Consider the following 17,804-nt stretch of genomic DNA (forward strand, 5'->3'; position numbering starts at 1 on the left):
CTCTTCGCGGGCTCGCCCGCTCCCACAGGGACGGCACCGCTACTGAGACTGGTGCAGTACCTGTGGGAGCGGGCGAGCCCGCGAAGAAGCCAGCAAAGCAGACACAAAAATGCCAGAGGCCCCGCAATCGCGAGGCCTCTGGCTTTTCTAGCTAACGCAGGGTTCAACCAAATGGCCGCAACCCTTGACGCAGGCCGAACAGGAACAGCAACAGGTCCTGGTCCGGCGCGACCTGTGCCTGCTGCGGTTTCGCTTCCCGCGGCAGTGCACACTGGTCGGCCATCTCAGCCTTGCTGAACACTGTTGGCCTCGGCTCTTCCCAGGCAGCCACCGCCACGGTGGTCACCGCCAGGCCAGCTACCAGGAACAAAGCTCGAGCTATTTCTAGTTTCATTACTCTAACCCTTTGACAGCGCTGCCAAACGCCATCTTGTAAAAGTAGAGCAGCGTCTGCCATTCGGCGTCATTGATCGACGAATGGCGGCGCAGCTGGCGCAGGTCGTTACCGGCCGCACGCTGGCAGCTGATGCGCCGCCGGCACTTTTCCAGGTCGAGCAGTGCGACTTCGACCCGCGCCTGCTCGCCTTCGCCGATCACCTTGATGAATACGTGCTTGCCATACAGGCAGCCGTGCTGCCAGTGCCCCAGGTGCATACGCGCCAGGTTGTCCGCCAGGTCCTTGTACATGCGCTCATGCACCACCTGCGGGTAACGCTCACGGGCACCTTCGGCATGCCAGGTGTCGAGTTCGACAAAGCCGTCCAGCGCTTCGCTGACCAGCAGCGCACGCCATTGGTGGTCGGCATCGCGCTCGGCACCACAAAAGACGATGCGCGGGACGCGAACGCCCAGTTGCTCGAAGCTGTTCAGTGCATCGAGCTCACGCAATACGGTTGGTCGCCCAAAAGGGTGCATAAGGCTGCGGTAGATATGCCCGACCTGGCGCTTGGCATACAGCAGCTTGCCATTGGCATCGTTGAGGCGTTGCACGCCACTCTCGCCGCCACGGCGCTGGTTAGGCTCCTCGACCCACTCGCCCTGCTGGCGCCAGTAAAAATCGAACCGCGACTCCCCTTTCTGGGCTACAGCCATCAAACACTACCCCTTACGCAATACGTAGACCCGCCACATGGCATAGAACGGCAGGAAGTCGAGGCGTTCCTGGATTCTGAAGCCGGCGGCCCTGAATTCTTCTTCGACCGTTTCGGCTGGTAACACGAAACGGTTCTGGTAATTGTCCTGCTCGGCCTTGGCACTGCGGCGTTGCTCCAGTTTTTTCCGGCGCCAGGCCTTGAAGTTGCCATCCACCCACAACGACAGAATCACACTATCGCGGCTAACCCGTTGAAATTCCGAAAGTATGGTCTTTCTGTGCGCCGATTCGCCAATGTGGTGGAACAGGCGCATGCAGAAGATGCTGTCCACTGAATTATCCGGCAGGTCAATGGCGAACGCTGAAGTTTGCAAAGGGCGTACCCGCGCCACCACTTCTGGCGGTTGCGCGGCACAGGCTGTCTCGATCATCGCTTCGGAGTTGTCGGCACCGATGATCACCCGGTTGGGCTTTTCTGCCAGCAGTGGCCAGAAACGGCCGGCACCGCACGGCAGGTCCAGTACCAGGCCGGGCTCGCCGGCCAATGCCAGGGCGCGACGCGCCAGCTGCTCATCTCGCTTGTGGGAAAGGCGTCGCGCCAGGCCATCCTGGTGCTTGAGAAAGTACTCGCGGGCGTGGTCTTTGTCGTACTTCTCGGAAAATTCAAGCTTGATGGGGCTACGCATTGGGCATCTCCTGACTCCAGTGCCGCTCACCTTAGGTAAGCAAGCGTTGGAATCAGGTCATGCCAATGTGAAAAAAATGTTGCGCGTCCTTTAACCTGTTACAACAGATTACTCGGCCATGGCGTCCGGGCCGCCTTGGGCCTTGGTGTTGCTCAGGTCCACCTGGAAGCGGCAACCATGCGGCAGGGTCGATGTGAGGGTGACATGCCAGCCCTGGTCGTCGCAAATACGCTGCACCAGCGATAGACCCAGGCCCAAGCCTTCGCCACGCCGCTCGTCACCACGAACGAACGGCTTGAACATCGCCTCGCGCTGCTCTTCGGGAATGCCCACGCCACTGTCCTCCACACTGAAACCGTTGGCCTCCAGGCTCAGCCGGATGTAGCCGCTGTCGGTGTAGTGGGCAGCATTGCGCAACAGGTTACCCATCACCGACTGCAGGAAGGTAGCGTTGTACAGCACCGGGCTGGCGCTGACGCGGCCATCGAAATACAGGGTCAGGCCCTTCTGCTCGATGGTATCTCGCCACACACCGATGAGTTCGTCGGCCACTTCGCGCAAGGTCGCCCGCGACGCCACCGCGCCTTCGTCTCGTTGGGCGCGGGCCAGCATGAGGAAGGTCTTGACCAGTTCGCGCATCTCTTCCGTGGCACGCGCCACGCGCTCTACCTGGCTACGCGCGCGGGCGTCGAGGTTGGGGTTCTCCATCAGCAGCTCGCAGGAGGTGGCCAGCACCATCAACGGTGTGCGCAGCTCATGGCTGACGTCACTGGTGAACAGCCGTTCACGGGTCAGCGCATCGCGTAAGCGGCCCAGGGTATCGTCGAAGGCCACTGCCAGCTGGCCGACCTCGTCCGCCGCGTAGTCCGGTGCCAATGGTGGGGCCAGGCCCAACAGTTGATCGCGATGGCGCACCTGGCGTGCCAGACGGATCACCGGTGCCATGACCCGGCGCGCCACCAGCCAGCCGAGGATGACTGCCAGCACCAGGCTGAGCACGAAGCCCACCACCACCACCGCGAACAGCACGCGCTCGCGTTCTTCGAAGTCGCTCTGGTCCTGCAGCAGCACGTAACGGCGGCCATCGACGATCTCGACCATGGCGTGGTACGACAGCTGGTCGCGGAATACTTCGTGGAAACCCCGGTCAAGGTGGCGCAAGTCCTTGGGCAGTTCGAAGTCGTCACGCCCGCCACTGAAGTAGAACAGCTGGTCGGGGCGCGGCCGGTGGCTCCAGTCGCTGACGCTGTCCATGCGCAGCAGGCGCTGCAGGTCGCCACCCAGCACAGAGGAAATCAGCCGTTCTTCAACCAGGTGCACGGTGGCGACGATGCCGAAGGCGAAGGCCCCGGCCACCAGCGCACTCATCAACGCAAAGGCGATGATGATGCGCTGGGCAAGGCTTTGCTTAAACTCCATCGCGGCCCTCGGCGAGGCGATAGCCGACGCCATGGACGGTATGCAGCAAGGGTTTTTCGAACGGCTTGTCGATCACCTGGCGCAGCTGGTGTACATGGCTGCGCAGGCTGTCGCTGTCGGGGCAATCGTCGCCCCACAGGGCTTCTTCCAGTACTTCGCGGCGCAGTACGTGCGGGCTTTTCTGCATCAGCACGGCCAACAGCTTGAGGCCGACCGGGTTGAGCTTGAGCAGGCGGCCCTGGCGGGTAACTTCCAGGGTGTCGAGGTCGTAACTGAGGTCGGCCACCTGCAAGGTCCGGCGCCCTCCACCCTGGGCGCGGCGCAGCACTGCTTCGATGCGCGCCGCCAGCTCAGACAGGGCGAACGGTTTGAGCAGGTAGTCGTCGGCCCCGGAGCGGAAGCCTTGCAAGCGGTCATCCAGCTGGTCGCGGGCGGTGAGCATGATCACCGGTGTGTCGCGGCGGGCGTCTTCGCGCAGGCGCTTGCACAGGGTGTAGCCATCGATGCCGGGCAGCATGATGTCGAGCACGATCAGGTCGTAGTGTTCGGTGGCGGCCAGGTGCAGGCCGGACAGGCCATCCTGGGCGCAGTCGACGGTGTAGCCCTTCATGCCCAGGTAGTCGGCCAGGTTGGCCAGAATATCGCGGTTGTCTTCAACCAAAAGAATGCGCATCGGTTTCTCCTGTGCGGCGCTTCTCGCAGTGGTGCGCGGCAGGCGCAGCTTAAGGCCTATGCTTGCACGGTGCCAGCCCCCAGGAAAATTCACCCCACTTGACGGTTTTTTCACTGATCCTTCACGGACACAGGATAGCGGGCAGCCGACAATGCCCGATCTTTTTCGTGCCCTGGAGCCACCATGCAGCAACGAACCCGCCCTCGCCCGATCAATTTCTGGCTGTATCTGGGCATCCCCTTGGCGACCGCGCTGGCCTTGATTCTGCTGGAGCTGACGTCAGTCGACATGGACGTGGCCAACCTGTTTTTCGACCCCGCTGCCGGGCAGTTCATCGGCCGCCACAGCTATTGGCTGGAAAACATCCTGCACGACCGGGTCAAGCAGGTGGTGATCTTGCTGGGGGTGATCTCGCTGCTCACCTTTGCTGCCAGTTTCTTCTGCAAGCGCCTGTTCGGCTGGCGCCGCGAGCTGGGCTGCCTGGTGCTGGCACTGGGCCTGTCCACGGCGTTTGTCACGCCATTGAAGAAGGTGACCCAGGTACAGTGCCCGTGGAGCCTGACCCAGTTTGGCGGCACGGAAACCTACAGCAAGTTGCTGGAGCCACGGCCTGCTACCGACAAGCCAGGGCTGTGCTGGCCAGGCGGCCATGCAGCGACCGGGTTCTGCCTGTTCGGCCTGTTCTTCATGCTGCGTGATCGCAAACCACGGCTGGCGCGGGCGGCATTTGTGGTGGCGTTACTGGCCGGTTCGGTACTCGGCATAGGGAGGATGATGCAGGGGGCACACTTCCTGTCGCATAACGTGTGGACGGCGGTGTTCTGCTGGTTGATCGGGTTGGGGTCGTATTACCTGGTTCTGTATCGGCGGGGGGTGGCTGAGGTGCCCGCCGTCGAGCGCAGCGTCGCCTGATATAGGGGCCTGCCTTGAGTTTTGATGTGGTGCGTAAACCGAGCGCCGCCCGCGCGGCGCATCGCGAGCAAGCTCGCTCCTACATTTGTTTCGGGCCAATGTTTCCTGTGAGATTTTCGCGCGAATGCCTTGGAGTATGACTCGATATCGCGCCGTACAAACGAGGCCGTCGAGCGCGCCTGTCACAGGCATAACTGGCCCGAAACAAATGTAGGAGCGAGCTTGCTCGCGATGCGCCGCGCGGGCGGCGCTCGATCTCACAGGCGCCACATAACTCACGCCAAGCAAAAAGCCCCGGTTCTCACGAACCGGGGCTTTTTGATGGTGCAGGGGGTAAGGCTGGCTTACATCATGCCGCCCATGCCACCCATGCCGCCCATGTCAGGCATGCCAGCAGCTGGCTTGTCTTCTGGCAGGTCAGCAACCATGGCTTCGGTGGTGATCATCAGACCGCCGATCGAAGCAGCAGCTTGCAGGGCCGAACGGGTGACCTTGGCTGGGTCCAGGATGCCCATCTCGATCATGTCGCCGTATTCGCCGGTAGCAGCGTTGTAACCGAAGTTACCCGAACCTTGCTTGACCTTGTCGGCCACAACGCTTGGCTCGTCACCGGCGTTGGCAGTGATCTGACGCAGCGGGGCTTCAACAGCGCGACGCAGCAGGGCGATACCGACGTTCTGGTCTTCGTTGTCGCCTTTCAGGTCGGCAATGGCAGCCAGGGCGCGAACCAGGGCAACACCACCGCCAGGCACCACGCCTTCTTCAACGGCTGCACGGGTAGCGTGCAGGGCGTCTTCAACGCGGGCTTTCTTCTCTTTCATTTCAACTTCGGTGCCGGCACCGACCTTGATCACGGCAACACCGCCAGCCAGCTTGGCCAGACGCTCCTGCAGCTTCTCACGGTCGTAGTCCGACGAGGTTTCTTCGATCTGGGCACGGATCTGCTTGACGCGTGCTTCGATCTCGGTGTCGGCGCCAGCGCCGTCGATGATGGTGGTGTTTTCCTTGGACAGGATCACGCGCTTGGCGTTACCCAGGTGCTCCAGGGTAGCGGTCTCCAGGGACAGGCCGATTTCTTCGGAGATGACCTGGCCGCCAGTCAGGACAGCGATGTCCTGCAGCATGGCCTTGCGACGGTCGCCAAAGCCTGGGGCCTTGACCGCAGCAACCTTGACGATGCCGCGCATGTTGTTGACTACCAGGGTAGCCAGCGCTTCGCCTTCAACGTCTTCGGCAACGATCAGCAGTGGACGGCCGGCCTTGGCAACGGCTTCCAGCACTGGCAGCAGCTCACGGATGTTGGAGATCTTCTTGTCGACCAGCAGCAGCAGCGGGCCTTCCAGCTCGGCAACCATGGTGTCCGGCTTGTTGACGAAGTACGGCGACAGGTAGCCACGGTCGAACTGCATGCCTTCTACGACGGACAGTTCGTTTTCCAGGCCCGAGCCTTCTTCAACGGTGATCACGCCTTCTTTACCGACTTTTTCCATGGCTTCGGCAATGATGTTGCCGATGGAGTCGTCGGAGTTGGCGGAGATGGTGCCTACCTGGGCGATGGCCTTGGAGTCGGCGCATGGCTTGGACAGGTTCTTCAGCTCGGCAACAACAGCAGCAGTGGCCTTGTCGATACCGCGCTTCAGGTCCATCGGGTTCATGCCGGCAGCGACGGCTTTCAGGCCTTCGTTGACGATGGCCTGAGCCAGAACGGTAGCGGTGGTGGTGCCGTCACCGGCAGCATCGTTGGCCTTGGAAGCAACTTCCTTGACCAGCTGGGCGCCCATGTTTTCGAAGGCGTCTTTCAGCTCGATTTCTTTGGCGACGGAAACGCCGTCCTTGGTGATGGTTGGCGCGCCGAAGCTCTTGGCCAATACCACGTTACGGCCTTTCGGGCCCAGGGTCGCTTTTACCGCGTCAGCCAGAACGTTGACACCAACCAGCATTTTCTTACGAGCGGAATCGCCGAATTTTACGTCTTTAGCAGCCATGATCGTTTAATCCTTGGAATTCTTTGGAGTAACGGGAAGTCGGGGAAATCAGCCTTCGATAACGGCGAGGATTTCGTTCTCGGCCATGACCAGCAGGTCTTCGCCATCGACTTTCACGGTGTTGCTGCCCGAGTAAGGGCCGAAAACCACTTTGTCACCCACTTTCACGGCCAGCGCGCGAACTTCGCCGTTGTCCAGGATGCGACCGGTGCCGACGGCAACGACTTCGCCGCGGTTTGGTTTTTCAGCGGCCGAACCCGGCAGGACGATACCGCCAGCGGTTTTCGATTCTTCTTCGCTGCGACGGATAACGACGCGGTCATGCAGAGGACGAAGCTTCATTGTCGATCTCTCCCAAATTGTGGTTTTCATCGGCCGGTGTCGACACCGGCGGGTTGATGCTGTCCGGCGTTGCCGGGGGGTGGCCCGCATTGGGCGAACCACCTGAGTCATGTCTGGCGTTGCCACCAGAAACCTTGCGGTGACCACATACATGAGGCCGCCATATTCAATTACAAGGCTTGATATACAAAATTTTTCTTGAGGCTGAAAAACACCGGGGCCGCTTGTGCGGCCCCGGGCGTATTACTTGTCGCGGCGCTCGTACTCGCCTTCGATCACGTTCGGCCGATGGCCGCCGTCACGCGGCTGCGCCTGGAACGGGTCGTCCTGAAACGCACGCTGGCGCATGGCCTGGGCCTCGGCACGCTCGCGCATCTTGCGCGCAGCCAGATGGCGGGTGAACGGCAGCAGGCACAGCAGGCCCAGCACGTCGCTGATGAAACCCGGCAGCAGCAGCAGGCCACCACCAACGGCCAGCATCATGCCCTGGAACATGTCCTCGGCAGGCAGCTCGCCGCGTTGCAGGCTTTCACGGGCGCGCAGCGCGGTGGCCAGGCCGGCCACGCGCATTACCAGCACACCCAGGGCGGAGCCGGCGATGATCAGCAGCAGCGCCGGGAAGAACCCGATGGCCGCGCTGACCTTCACGAAGACGAACAGCTCCAGCACGGGAAACAGTAGAAGCAACAGTAGAAAAGCACGCATCAAAGCATTCCTCGTCGGAAGAGAACCTTCCTGTAGGACCTACAGATGGATGCGGGTGCTCGCTTTTTCAACCCTCTGCCTGCGCCACAGCCGGCCACTGGTCGGCGCGCGCCAGCAGCACCAAGGCTTCGCGGACTTGTGTCGGCGTGTTGCAAGTACTTGGGAACGGCAACCAGTGCACCGCTTGGCCGATGCGCAAGTGCATGCCTTCGCTGTCTACCCCCACCATCTGCGCCGGGGTATGGCGTGGCAGGTCGGTCAGTTCCACGTAGTGGGCGATGGCATTGGCGTGGTCACTGTTCATGTGCTCGACCATGCTTGCCTCGGCCTTGCCGGCGAACGGGTTGGCCAAGGTCACCTGATCGAGCCAATGGATCGCGCCAAAACCGCCAATGTAGCGATGGCGCACTGGCTGCAAGACCCAGAAGTCGAAATCGTGAGCCTTGTGATAGTTGGCAGCGTCCGGGAAATAGCGGTAATAGCGTTCGGCAGCCGCCTCGACAGCCGCTTCGTCGACCAGCTTGTGCGCCTCGGCCATCACGGTCAGGCGCCCTACGGCCTGCACATCTTCGGCCTCGCGCTCACCTACCAGCAGTGAGCACTTGGGGTCTTTCTGCAGATTGTGGGTGTGTTGGGCAATGCGGCTGATGAGGATCAATGGATTGCCGTGGGCATCCAGGCAGTACGGCACGACCGAGCCGAAAGGGAAACCGGGCATCGACTTGGAATGGGTCGAGAGCACGCCGCGGTACTCTTTGAGCAGCAGTTCCCGGGCGGGGCGGAGGGCGTTGGTACTCACTTGGGGATGGCTCCTGGCAGCGGACTGGATGGGGACAAGATAAGCATTATCAGTTCCAGTGCCAATGGGGCCGCTTTGCGGCCCCCAAAAAACTACCAGGTCACGCCGAAGCCTGCGGTATAGCGGGTCTTGTCCAGGTCACTGTCGCGCGTACCGGTGATGATGTCCTTCTCCGCCTTGAGGTTGAGCGAGGCCCATTCGGTAACTTTGTAGCGCAAGCCAACCTCGGCATCCAGCGAGTAATCGGCCACGCCCCCCAGCGGCTTGGCAAACTCGCCGTTGGTGAACAGTTGCACGTTCTTGCCGATCAGGTAGCGGGTGTAGTCCCACTTCACCGCCGCAGAGTAGAAGTTGTCCTTGGCGCCGTCCTGGTATTCGAAGTCGGTGCGGTTGATCAACGAACCCAGCGAGAATGCGCCCAGCTCGTCGTCCCAGAACTGGTAACCCGGGCCGGTACCGACCGTGCGCTGGCGCGCCAGGTCTTCGATACGGTCACGCTTGTACTCCGCACGCCCCTGCCAGAACCACTTCTCGGTCATGAAGCGGTCCAGGGCGTACTCGGCGCTCCAGTTGTCGGTGGTGGTGACGTCGTCCTTGGTCTCGCGGTTGTACTCGCCTTCGGCATTGTGCCGCCAGCGGCCGTGGCGGGCGGTGGTCTTGAAGCCGATATCGTAATCGTCGGTGTCGTTCTCGGCGCGCTTGTAGTCCAAGGCCACGTCCACGTTGCCCTTCCACACGAAGTCTTCGACCAGCGGCCTGGGCTTCATGATCTGCTCGATGCTGGCAAGCTCCACGGTCTTGGGCGCTTCGCCATTGGCCAAGGTGACTTTGCCAGGCTCGGCCGCTTTCAGCGACTTGGCCTTTTCCCCGGTGTAGGCGTCCTGCTTGACCAGCATCTCCTGGTCACTCTCCAGGGTCTGGACCTCTTTCCAGTCCAGCGCGATGGACCCGCCATAAGGGGTTTCCAGCAGCAGCTTGCCGCCGTCGAACACTTTGATCTTGCCGCTGAGCCGGTCACCGTTCTTCATCCACACGGTGTCGGCGAACACCGGGGCGGCGCACAAGGAAGCAGCTAGCAAGCACAACAGGGATCTAGAATACATAAGCGGACTACGGGTTCGATTTGACGAAAAAAGCCGGGCATTATCCAGATACCGACGACCAGAGCAAGGACAGACCGAGCGTATGCCGTTGAGTTCAACTCTCATTTGCCGGACCACCTGTCCGGTTTCATCTGCAGCCCAAGGGGGGCGTGATGTCTGATGGATATGAGCCTGCGCTCGAATCCGCCGAGGGCCGACGAACGGCGCTATATTCAGTACTGGGCCAGGTGCCTTCCGGCAAGGTGGTGAGCTATGGCCAACTGGCCGAGCTGGCGGGCCTTGGCCGTGCAGCGCGTTGGGTCGGGCGCACCCTCGGGCAGTTGCCCGCTGACACCCGCCTGCCCTGGCACCGGGTGCTCGGCGCAGGTGGCCGGCTGAGCCTGGCATTGGGTACCCCGTCGGGGGATGAACAACGGGCGCGATTACGCGCGGAAGGTGTGAATGTAACCAACAATCGTGTGGATATGACGCGCCATGGCTGGCGCCCAATGGAGCACAGCGGTTAGAGTGCGCGCTTTGTTTTCGCAAACTTGAGGCAGATGTTGGCCCATGCCCCGTAAAACCTGGCGCGCTGCGCTTGCTGCCTATGCCAGCCCGTCAACCTTGGTACTTTTGCTGCTCGGCTTTGCCGCCGGCCTGCCCTACATGCTGGTGTTCTCCACCCTGTCCGTGTGGTTGCGCGAAGCCGGTGTTGCCCGCGAGACCATCGGCTACGCCAGCCTGATCGGCCTGGCCTACGCCTTCAAGTGGGTGTGGTCGCCGCTGCTCGACCAATGGCGCCTGCCCCTGTTGGGTGGCCTGGGTCGGCGTCGTTCGTGGCTGCTGTTGTCGCAAGCGCTGGTGGTCATCGGCCTGGTCGGCATGAGCCTGTGCGACCCGCAACAGCACCTGTCGTGGCTGATCGCCATGGCCGTGCTGGTGGCCTTCGCTTCGGCTACCCAGGACATTGCTGTCGACGCCTACCGCCTGGAAATCGCTGACGATCAACGCCAGGCCGCGCTGGCTGCCAGTTACATGGCTGGCTACCGGGTGGCCGCCCTGCTCGCCACGGCCGGCGCCCTGTTCTTCGCCGAGTGGTTCGGCTCCACCGGTTTCAGCTACCTGCACAAGGCCTGGGCCGGCACCTATGTGATGTTCGGGGTCATGATGCTGCCCGCCCTGTTCACGACCCTGGTCATGCGCGAACCGCCGGTGCCCTTGCGCACCCAGCTGTCGGCAGCGCGCTACGGCCTGGTGCACCAGATGGCCTCGGTGTTCGTGCTGATCATCCTGCTGGTGTCGGTACCGGCCAGCTTTACCCAGATGTTCAATACCGGCTGGTCCAGCGTCATTTCCGGTGATGCCACGCCGCTTGACCTGCTGCTGGAAGACCGCGCGTTCCTGCGCCTGATCCTTTACGTACTGCTGACCTGGGCGTGCTTGTCGAGCCTTGGCCGTCGCGGCCTGGCCCCGGTGCTGACGCCAGTCAACGACTTCATCACCCGCTACCGCTGGCAGGCGCTGCTGCTGCTCGGCCTGATCGCCACCTATCGCATGTCGGACACGGTGATGGGGGTGATGGCCAACGTGTTCTACATCGACATGGGCTTCACCAAAGACCAGATCGCCAGCGTCAGCAAGATTTTCGGCCTGATCATGACCCTGGTCGGCGCCGGGGTTGGCGGGCTGCTGATCGTGCGCTTTGGCATCATGCCGATCCTGTTCATTGGCGGCGCGGCTTCGGCGGGTACCAACATCCTCTTCCTGATGCTGGCCGACATGGGCCCGAACCTGGAAATGCTGGTGGTGACCATCTCGCTGGACAACTTCAGCTCCGGCATGGCCACCTCGGCCTTCGTTGCCTACCTGTCGAGCCTGACCAACCTGAAATTCTCGGCGACCCAGTACGCGCTGCTCAGCTCGATCATGCTGTTGTTGCCAAGGTTGATCGGCGGGTATTCAGGGGTGATGGTGGAGAAGTTCGGTTACCACGACTTCTTCCTGATTACCGCATTGCTGGGTGTGCCTACGCTGATCCTGATTGCCCTGCAGTGGCGCCAGGAGGCTGGGCGGGGGACGCCGGTGGCAGAGGAAGGGTCAGCGGCCGAGCAGCCCTGAGAGACTGCTACAGCCTGTCCTGGCCTCATCGCGAGCAAGCTCGCTCCTACAAGGACTACGGTGATCCTGTAGGAGCGAGCTTGCTCGCGATGAGGCCAGGACAGGCACTTTAGATTACTGAGCGACAGCCCCTTCCCCAGGCCGCCCGCCTACGACAAACCACAGCGGCCACAGCGCCAGTGCCCCCGCCACACCCGCCGCCAAGGCAAAGTGCAACAAGCTGGCCCCGGCGCCAATCATCGCCAGCACTGCCCCGCCCAAGCCCAGCAAGGCGATGGTGATCATCCCCAGCATGGCCGACACCAGGCCCTTGCTCTGCTCGCTGGAGAACAGCGTCATGCGGTACAGCACTGCGTTGGCTACACCCAACCCCAGTGCGTACAGCGACATGCCCGCCACTACGCTGGTCACGCTCGGCCAGTACCAGGTCGCCAGCACCATCAGGCACAGGCCGGCCAGGTAGGGCCACAGTGCACCACGCACCAGGGCCGGCAGCGGGTAGCGGTCGGCGATGCGGTTGATGATCAGGTTGCCCAGGATCAGCCCGCCAAATACCGGCAGCTGCCACAAGGCGTATTCCATTGTGCTCAGCCCCTCATCGTGAATCAGCAGCACCGGCGACAGGCCGATCCAGCCGATCAGTGGCAAACCAACCAGGCCCAGGGCAGCGCTGCCGGCAACGAAGCGGCGATTGCTCAGTAACTGGCCGTAGCCTGCCAGCAGTGGCAACAGATGAATCGGTGTAAACGCCAGGCGTGAACCGTCACGGCGCTCCACGCCCAGCGTTTCCGGCATCAACCGGTACAACAGCACCCAGGCCAGCACCGCGCCGACGGCAAAGGCCACGAACAGCCAGCGCCAATCCAGCCACTGCAGCAGCAAGGTACCCACCAGCGGCCCGAGCAACGGCGACAGCAAGGCGATGTTGGCCAGCAGGGCCATCATGCGCACCGCATCAGCCTCGCTGAACGCTTCATTCAAGGCCGGGTAGCTGACCGTGACCACGAAGCCCAGGCCAATGCCCTGCAACAGGCGCAGCAGGTTGAACAGGCCGATGTCGTGGACCCAGAACGTGGCCAGGCAGGCCAGGCCGAAGAACGCGCAGCCAGCCAGCAACAGCGGGCGCCGGCCATAACGGTCGGCCAGCGGGCCGATCAGCCATTGCAGCACCACGCCCCCCAGCAGGTACAGGTTGAGTGCATGGGGGATGTATTCCGGGCTGGCGTTCAGGTCGCCCACCACCACCGGCATGGCCGGCATGACCGCGTCGCTGGCCAGGTAGGTCAGCAGCTCGAACAGGGCAAGGGTGAGGCCGAACAACAAGGCGCGTAGGGGGGTGATGTAAAGCAGTGGTTTCATGATGGCGTATCGGGTGTGGCAGGAGGGGTCAGGCTATATGCCAGAAATGGCGGGATATTGCTGTGAACAAGTGTAAAAACCGGGGCCTTGCGCCCCGGTTTCAACGCGGTGTTACTGCGTTGCAGCCTCTTGCACCACGCGAATCACTCGCTGTGGAAACGGGATGTCGATCCCTTCAGCCTTCAGCCGGTCACGCGCATGCTCGTTGAGCATGAACATTACATCCCAGTAATCGGCGGTCTTGACCCACAGGCGCAACGACACGGTGATCGAGCTGTCGCCCAGGGTCGAAATCACCGCTTGCGGTGCCGGGTCGGGCAGCACGCGTGGGTCCTGCGCCAGCTCCAACAAAACGTTGCGGGCCTTTTGCAGGTCGGCCTCGTAGTCCACGCCCACATCGAACACCACCTTGCGCGTCGGCTGGCGGTTGGTGTTGGTGATGATGCCGTTGGACAGGCTGCCGTTGGGCATGATCACCGTCTTGTTGTCACCGGTGCGCAGCACGGTGTGGAAGATCTGGATGCTGTCGACCGTACCGGCCACGCCCTGCGCCTCGATCCAGTCACCGATGCGGAACGGGCGGAACATCAGGATCAACACCCCACCCGCGAAGTTTGCCAGGCTACCCTGCAGCGCCAGGCCGATCGCCAGGCCTGCGGCACCGATAGCCGCGACGAACGAGGTGGTCTCGATGCCGATCATCGACGCCACGCTGACGAACAGCAGCACCTTCAGCACAATGTTCGACAAAGTGCTGATAAACCCTTGCAGGGCCGCATCGGCGCGCAACCCGGCCAGCTTGCCCAGGCGCGTGCTGACCCGGTTGATCAGCCACCAGCCAATGGCCAGTGTCAGCAGCGCCAACAGCAGGCGGCTGCCGTATTGCATGATCAACGGGATCCACGTCTGGGACTGGCGGACGAGCTGATCGACTTCAGCGTTCAAATCCATATTCATCTCCTGATGCCTGAAGGCATGTACACGGTAAAACCGGCCGCAACCCGCAACGCGGCCATGGAACCGATGGACATCATTTGGCCATCGGGGTTCCGGGCATTACCTGCATCAGTCGCGGAAGTTGTTGAACTGCAGCGGCATGTCGAATTCCTTGGTACGAAGCAGGGCGATGGCTTCCTGCAGGTCGTCACGCTTCTTGCCGGTCACACGCACTTGCTCGCCCTGGATGGCGGCCTGCACTTTCAGCTTGCCATCCTTGATGGTGGCGACGATCTTCTTGGCCAGGTCCTTGTCGATGCCTTCGCGGAACTTGGCTTCCTGTTTCTTTTCCTTGCCGGATGGATACGGGTCTTTGGTTTCCAGGCATTTCACGTCGATCTTGCGCTTGACCAGCGCCAGGCGCAGGATTTCCAGCATGGCTTCGAGCTGGAACTCTTCCTCGGCGGTGAGCATCACGGTCTGCTCTTTGTCCTTGAACTCGAAGGTGCCCTTGCCCTTGAGGTCGTAGCGGCGATCCAGTTCCTTGATGGCGTTGTCGACCGCGTTCTGCACTTCGTGCTTGTCCAGTTCCGATACCACGTCGAACGAAGGCATGGTTGTTCTCCCAAAATAAAAGCGCGCTCAGGCTGAAGATGGAGCGCGCTGGGTTTGACGGTTAAAATGCGGGCTCATTATAACGGGTTGCGAAACGCATATGAGCAGCACCTGGCATATTCTCGGCGCGGGTAGCCTAGGCAGCCTGTGGGCTTGTCGCCTGGCACGCGCGGGCAAGGCAGTGCGCCTGATCCTGCGCGACGAGCAACGGCTGCAGGCCTACCAGCAAGCCGGCGGCCTGACCTTGGTCGAACAGGACCAGCCCCACCACTACGCCATTCCCGCCGAAACCGCGCAGGCGCAAGGCCCCATCCACCGCCTGCTGGTGGCCTGCAAGGCCTACGATGCCGCTCCGGCCATTGCCGGTGTGGCACACCGGCTGGCCGAGGGTGCCGACGTGGTGTTGCTGCAGAACGGGCTGGGCAGCCAGGACGACGTGGCCGACCTGGTGCCCCATGCACGCTGCATCTTCGCGTCCAGCACCGAAGGGGCGTTCCGCGAAGGTGACTGGCAGGTGCGCTTTGCCGGCCACGGTTTCAACTGGCTGGGTGACCCGCGCAACCCGACCATCCCCGCCTGGTTCGATGACCTGCATGACGCAGGCATCCCCGCTGAATGGACCGTGGACATCCTCACCCGCCTGTGGCGCAAACTGGCGCTCAACTGCGCCATCAACCCACTGACCGTGCTGCACGACTGCCAGAACGGCGGGCTGCTGGGGCACCTGGGCGAAGTTGACGCGCTGTGCACCGAACTGGCCGAATTGCTGCGCCGCTGCGGCCAACCGCAAGCAGCAGTCGAGCTGGACGAAGAAGTGCAACGGGTGATCCTCGCCACCGCAGCCAACTACTCTTCCATGTACCAGGACGTGCGCGCCGGCCGACGCACCGAGGTGCATTACCTGCTCGGCCATGCCTGCCGCGCAGCCGGGCGCCATGGCCTGCAATTGCCGCAGCTTGAACACTTGCTGCAGCGCTTGGTCGATAACTTGCGCACACGTGGCTTGCCCTGCGACTGATGCGGCCCTTCAACCGGATACGGACATTGCCTAGCCCATGACCTTGCGCCAACGCCTGGAAAACCTCCCGGTCGGGCAGAAGCTGCTGGCGGCCCTGCTGGTATTGCTGGTGACCATCCTGCTGGTGGCCAACCTCACCTTCATCAGCGCCGCCTACTGGATCACCCAGGAGAGCATGGCCCCGCAGGCGCTGCAGACTATCGGGCGGCTGGTGGCCAACCCGCAGCTTGCGGCCCGCGCGGGTGACACCGCAGAAACCGCCAACGCCCTCCTCAAGGAGCTGGACAGCTACACGCCATTGCGTGCGGCCGCCGTCTACGGTGGCGATGGCCGCATGCTGGCGCAACTGCAGCATGGCGATCCGCTAACCCTGCCCAAGCGCTTTCGCAACATCGACGGCTGGCGCCTGATGGAGTTTCGTAGCACCCAGCTGATCCGCATCCCGCGCGACGCCAACCCGCCGGCGCACCTGCTGCTGGTGGCCAGCAGCGAGCTGCCCACCGCCTTCTACACCGGCACCCTCAGCGCCAGCCTGGGCATTCTGGTGTTCAGCATCCTGCTGTGGATCGTCATCGCCCGGCAGATAAAACGCCTGATTACCCAGCCGATCAACCAGCTTGAAGAGCTCAGCCGCCAGGTCACCCGCGAAGAAAGCTACGCCCTGCGCGCCCGGCGCGGCAACGACGATGAAATCGGCAGCCTGGCCGATGCCTTCAACACCATGCTGTCACGCATCGAAGCCCGCGAGCAGCAACTCAAGCGCGCCCGCGACGAGTTCCAGGATGCCTATGACCAGGCCCAGGGCCTGGCCGAGGAAACCCGCCACACCAACCGCAAGCTGGAGCTGGAAGTACAGGTACGCAGCAAGATCGAGAAAAAGCTCACGGGTTTCCAGAACTACCTCAACAGCATCATCGACTCGATGCCCTCGGCGCTGATCGCCCTCGACGAACAGCTTTACGTGACCCAGTGGAACCACGAAGCCACGGTACTCTCCGGCACACCACTGGACGAAGCACTGAACCAACCGGTATTCATCGCCTTCGAGCCGCTCAAACCGTTCCTTCCGCAGCTGAAGGAAACGGTGGAAAAGCATCGGGTGGCAAAAATCGAGCGGGTCACCTGGGCCAAGGACGACGACCTGCGTCACTACGCCCTGACCTTCTACCCGCTGACCGGCGGTGGCGGGCGCGGTGTGGTCATCCGCATCGACGACATTACCCAGCGCCTGTCACTGGAAGAGATGATGGTGCAATCGGAAAAAATGCTTTCGGTCGGCGGCCTGGCGGCCGGCATGGCGCACGAAATCAACAACCCGCTGGGCGCCATCCTGCACAACGTGCAGAACATCCGCCGACGCCTGTCACCAGAACTCCCGCGCAACCAGGAACAGGCCGAAGAGCTGGGTATCGACCTGCCGACGGTCAACCGTTACCTGGCCAGCCGCGAAGTGCCGCAATTGCTGGACGGTATCCAGCAGGCCGGCGCGCGGGCCGCCAAGATCGTCACGCACATGCTCAGTTTCAGCCGCCGCAGCAACCGCCAGCTGGTGCCGTGCGACCTGCCGGCCCTGATCGACCAGGCGGTGGAAATTGCCAGCAACGACTTCGACCTCACCATCGGTTTCGACTTCAAGGGCCAGGCCATCGTGCGTCAGTTCGACCCCACACTGGGCCCGGTGCCCTGCACGGCCAACGAACTGGAGCAGGTACTGCTCAACCTGCTGAAAAACGCCGCCCAGGCCATCCACCTGCGCCCTCAGCCGAGTGAACCCGGGCGTATAACCCTGCGCACGCGGCTGAACCCACCCTGGGCGGAAATTCAGGTCGAGGACAACGGCGTCGGCATGCCCGAGGCAGTGCGCAAGCGCACCTTCGAGCCGTTTTTCACCACCAAGGAAATTGGCCAGGGCACCGGGTTGGGCCTGTCGGTCTCGTACTTCATCATCACCAATAACCACAAGGGGCAGATGGAAGTGCAGTCCACGCCCGGCCAGGGCACCTGCTTTACCCTGCGCCTGCCCCTCGGCCAGCCGGCGGCGCCGGCCAATACGGAGAAGTGA

At 62.4% G+C, this 17,804-nt stretch carries 18 protein-coding genes; 5 read left to right on the plus strand and 13 right to left on the minus strand.

The window, feature by feature from the left end; translation table 11 throughout:
- Positions 1–163: 163 nt before the first annotated feature.
- The 5 genes from QQ992_RS23185 to colR form a co-directional block, all read right to left on the minus strand.
- Positions 164–394, minus strand: a complete 231-nt coding sequence (locus QQ992_RS23185; RefSeq protein WP_019098317.1) for a hypothetical protein — start codon at positions 392–394, stop codon at positions 164–166.
- Entirely contained in the window at positions 394–1,092 is a 699-nt protein-coding gene (locus QQ992_RS23190) for a lipopolysaccharide kinase InaA family protein (RefSeq protein ID WP_286111190.1), read from the minus strand. Before QQ992_RS23190 ends, QQ992_RS23185 begins: the two co-directional genes overlap by 1 nt.
- Before the next feature lie 6 nt (positions 1,093–1,098).
- Positions 1,099–1,779: a class I SAM-dependent methyltransferase gene (locus QQ992_RS23195; protein ID WP_019098319.1), complete on the minus strand. Its 681-nt coding sequence runs from the start codon at positions 1,777–1,779 to the stop codon at positions 1,099–1,101.
- A gap of 108 nt (positions 1,780–1,887) precedes the next feature.
- Positions 1,888–3,198 (minus strand): sensor histidine kinase, encoded by a 1,311-nt coding sequence (locus QQ992_RS23200; RefSeq protein WP_019098320.1) that lies wholly within the window; start codon positions 3,196–3,198, stop codon positions 1,888–1,890.
- Positions 3,188–3,871 carry a two-component system response regulator ColR gene (gene colR, locus QQ992_RS23205; protein WP_003255215.1) on the minus strand — a complete coding sequence of 228 codons (684 nt, stop codon included), beginning with the start codon at positions 3,869–3,871 and terminating at the stop codon, positions 3,188–3,190. The genes QQ992_RS23200 and colR overlap by 11 nt, the downstream gene beginning before the upstream one ends.
- Positions 3,872–4,054: 183 nt before the next feature.
- On the opposite strand from colR, the gene QQ992_RS23210 reads away from it, so the two are divergent.
- The gene (locus QQ992_RS23210; protein ID WP_286111191.1) at positions 4,055–4,783 is read left to right on the plus strand and encodes a phosphatase PAP2 family protein; all 729 of its coding nucleotides are present in this window, start codon (positions 4,055–4,057) and stop codon (positions 4,781–4,783) included.
- Positions 4,784–5,127: 344 nt separating this feature from the next.
- Here QQ992_RS23210 and groL read toward each other — a convergent pair whose 3' ends face one another.
- From groL to QQ992_RS23235, 5 genes are all read right to left on the minus strand, one after another.
- On the minus strand, positions 5,128–6,768 hold the full coding sequence (gene groL, locus QQ992_RS23215) for a chaperonin GroEL (protein ID WP_286111192.1): 1,641 nt from the start codon (positions 6,766–6,768) through the stop codon (positions 5,128–5,130).
- Positions 6,769–6,816: 48 nt separating this feature from the next.
- Positions 6,817–7,110 (minus strand): co-chaperone GroES, encoded by a 294-nt coding sequence (locus QQ992_RS23220; RefSeq protein ID WP_003260750.1) that lies wholly within the window; start codon positions 7,108–7,110, stop codon positions 6,817–6,819.
- A gap of 243 nt (positions 7,111–7,353) precedes the next feature.
- A complete protein-coding gene (locus tag QQ992_RS23225) occupies positions 7,354–7,815 on the minus strand; it encodes an FxsA family protein (protein ID WP_060498009.1) in 462 nt (153 codons plus the stop codon).
- Positions 7,816–7,882: 67 nt separating this feature from the next.
- Positions 7,883–8,614, minus strand: coding sequence for a HugZ family pyridoxamine 5'-phosphate oxidase (locus QQ992_RS23230; protein ID WP_274080689.1), 732 nt, complete (start codon positions 8,612–8,614; stop codon positions 7,883–7,885).
- Between the two features lie 92 nt (positions 8,615–8,706).
- A complete protein-coding gene (locus QQ992_RS23235) occupies positions 8,707–9,717 on the minus strand; it encodes a DUF481 domain-containing protein (RefSeq protein ID WP_286111193.1) in 1,011 nt (336 codons plus the stop codon).
- Between the two features lie 152 nt (positions 9,718–9,869).
- On the opposite strand from QQ992_RS23235, the gene QQ992_RS23240 reads away from it, so the two are divergent.
- On the plus strand, positions 9,870–10,223 hold the full coding sequence (locus QQ992_RS23240; RefSeq protein ID WP_105945753.1) for an MGMT family protein: 354 nt from the start codon (positions 9,870–9,872) through the stop codon (positions 10,221–10,223).
- 43 nt (positions 10,224–10,266) lie between these two features.
- Positions 10,267–11,814, plus strand: a complete 1,548-nt coding sequence (locus tag QQ992_RS23245; protein ID WP_286111194.1) for an AmpG family muropeptide MFS transporter — start codon at positions 10,267–10,269, stop codon at positions 11,812–11,814.
- 114 nt (positions 11,815–11,928) lie between these two features.
- On the opposite strand, the gene QQ992_RS23250 is transcribed toward QQ992_RS23245, so the two are convergent.
- The 3 genes from QQ992_RS23250 to QQ992_RS23260 form a co-directional block, all read right to left on the minus strand.
- Complete coding sequence (locus tag QQ992_RS23250; protein WP_286111195.1) at positions 11,929–13,173, minus strand: MFS transporter; 1,245 nt, start codon at positions 13,171–13,173, stop codon at positions 11,929–11,931.
- A 111-nt stretch (positions 13,174–13,284) separates the two neighbouring features.
- A complete protein-coding gene (locus QQ992_RS23255) occupies positions 13,285–14,124 on the minus strand; it encodes a mechanosensitive ion channel family protein (RefSeq protein WP_286111196.1) in 840 nt (279 codons plus the stop codon).
- A gap of 114 nt (positions 14,125–14,238) precedes the next feature.
- Entirely contained in the window at positions 14,239–14,724 is a 486-nt protein-coding gene (locus QQ992_RS23260; protein WP_286111197.1) for a YajQ family cyclic di-GMP-binding protein, read from the minus strand.
- A gap of 100 nt (positions 14,725–14,824) precedes the next feature.
- Here QQ992_RS23260 and QQ992_RS23265 point away from each other — a divergent pair, with 100 nt between their 5' ends.
- Positions 14,825–15,742, plus strand: a complete 918-nt coding sequence (locus tag QQ992_RS23265) for a putative 2-dehydropantoate 2-reductase (protein ID WP_286111198.1) — start codon at positions 14,825–14,827, stop codon at positions 15,740–15,742.
- 37 nt (positions 15,743–15,779) lie between these two features.
- On the plus strand, positions 15,780–17,804 hold the full coding sequence (locus tag QQ992_RS23270; RefSeq protein WP_286111199.1) for a sensor histidine kinase: 2,025 nt from the start codon (positions 15,780–15,782) through the stop codon (positions 17,802–17,804).

Source organism: Pseudomonas kurunegalensis, assembly GCF_030291635.1.
Lineage (GTDB): Bacteria > Pseudomonadota > Gammaproteobacteria > Pseudomonadales > Pseudomonadaceae > Aquipseudomonas > Aquipseudomonas monteilii.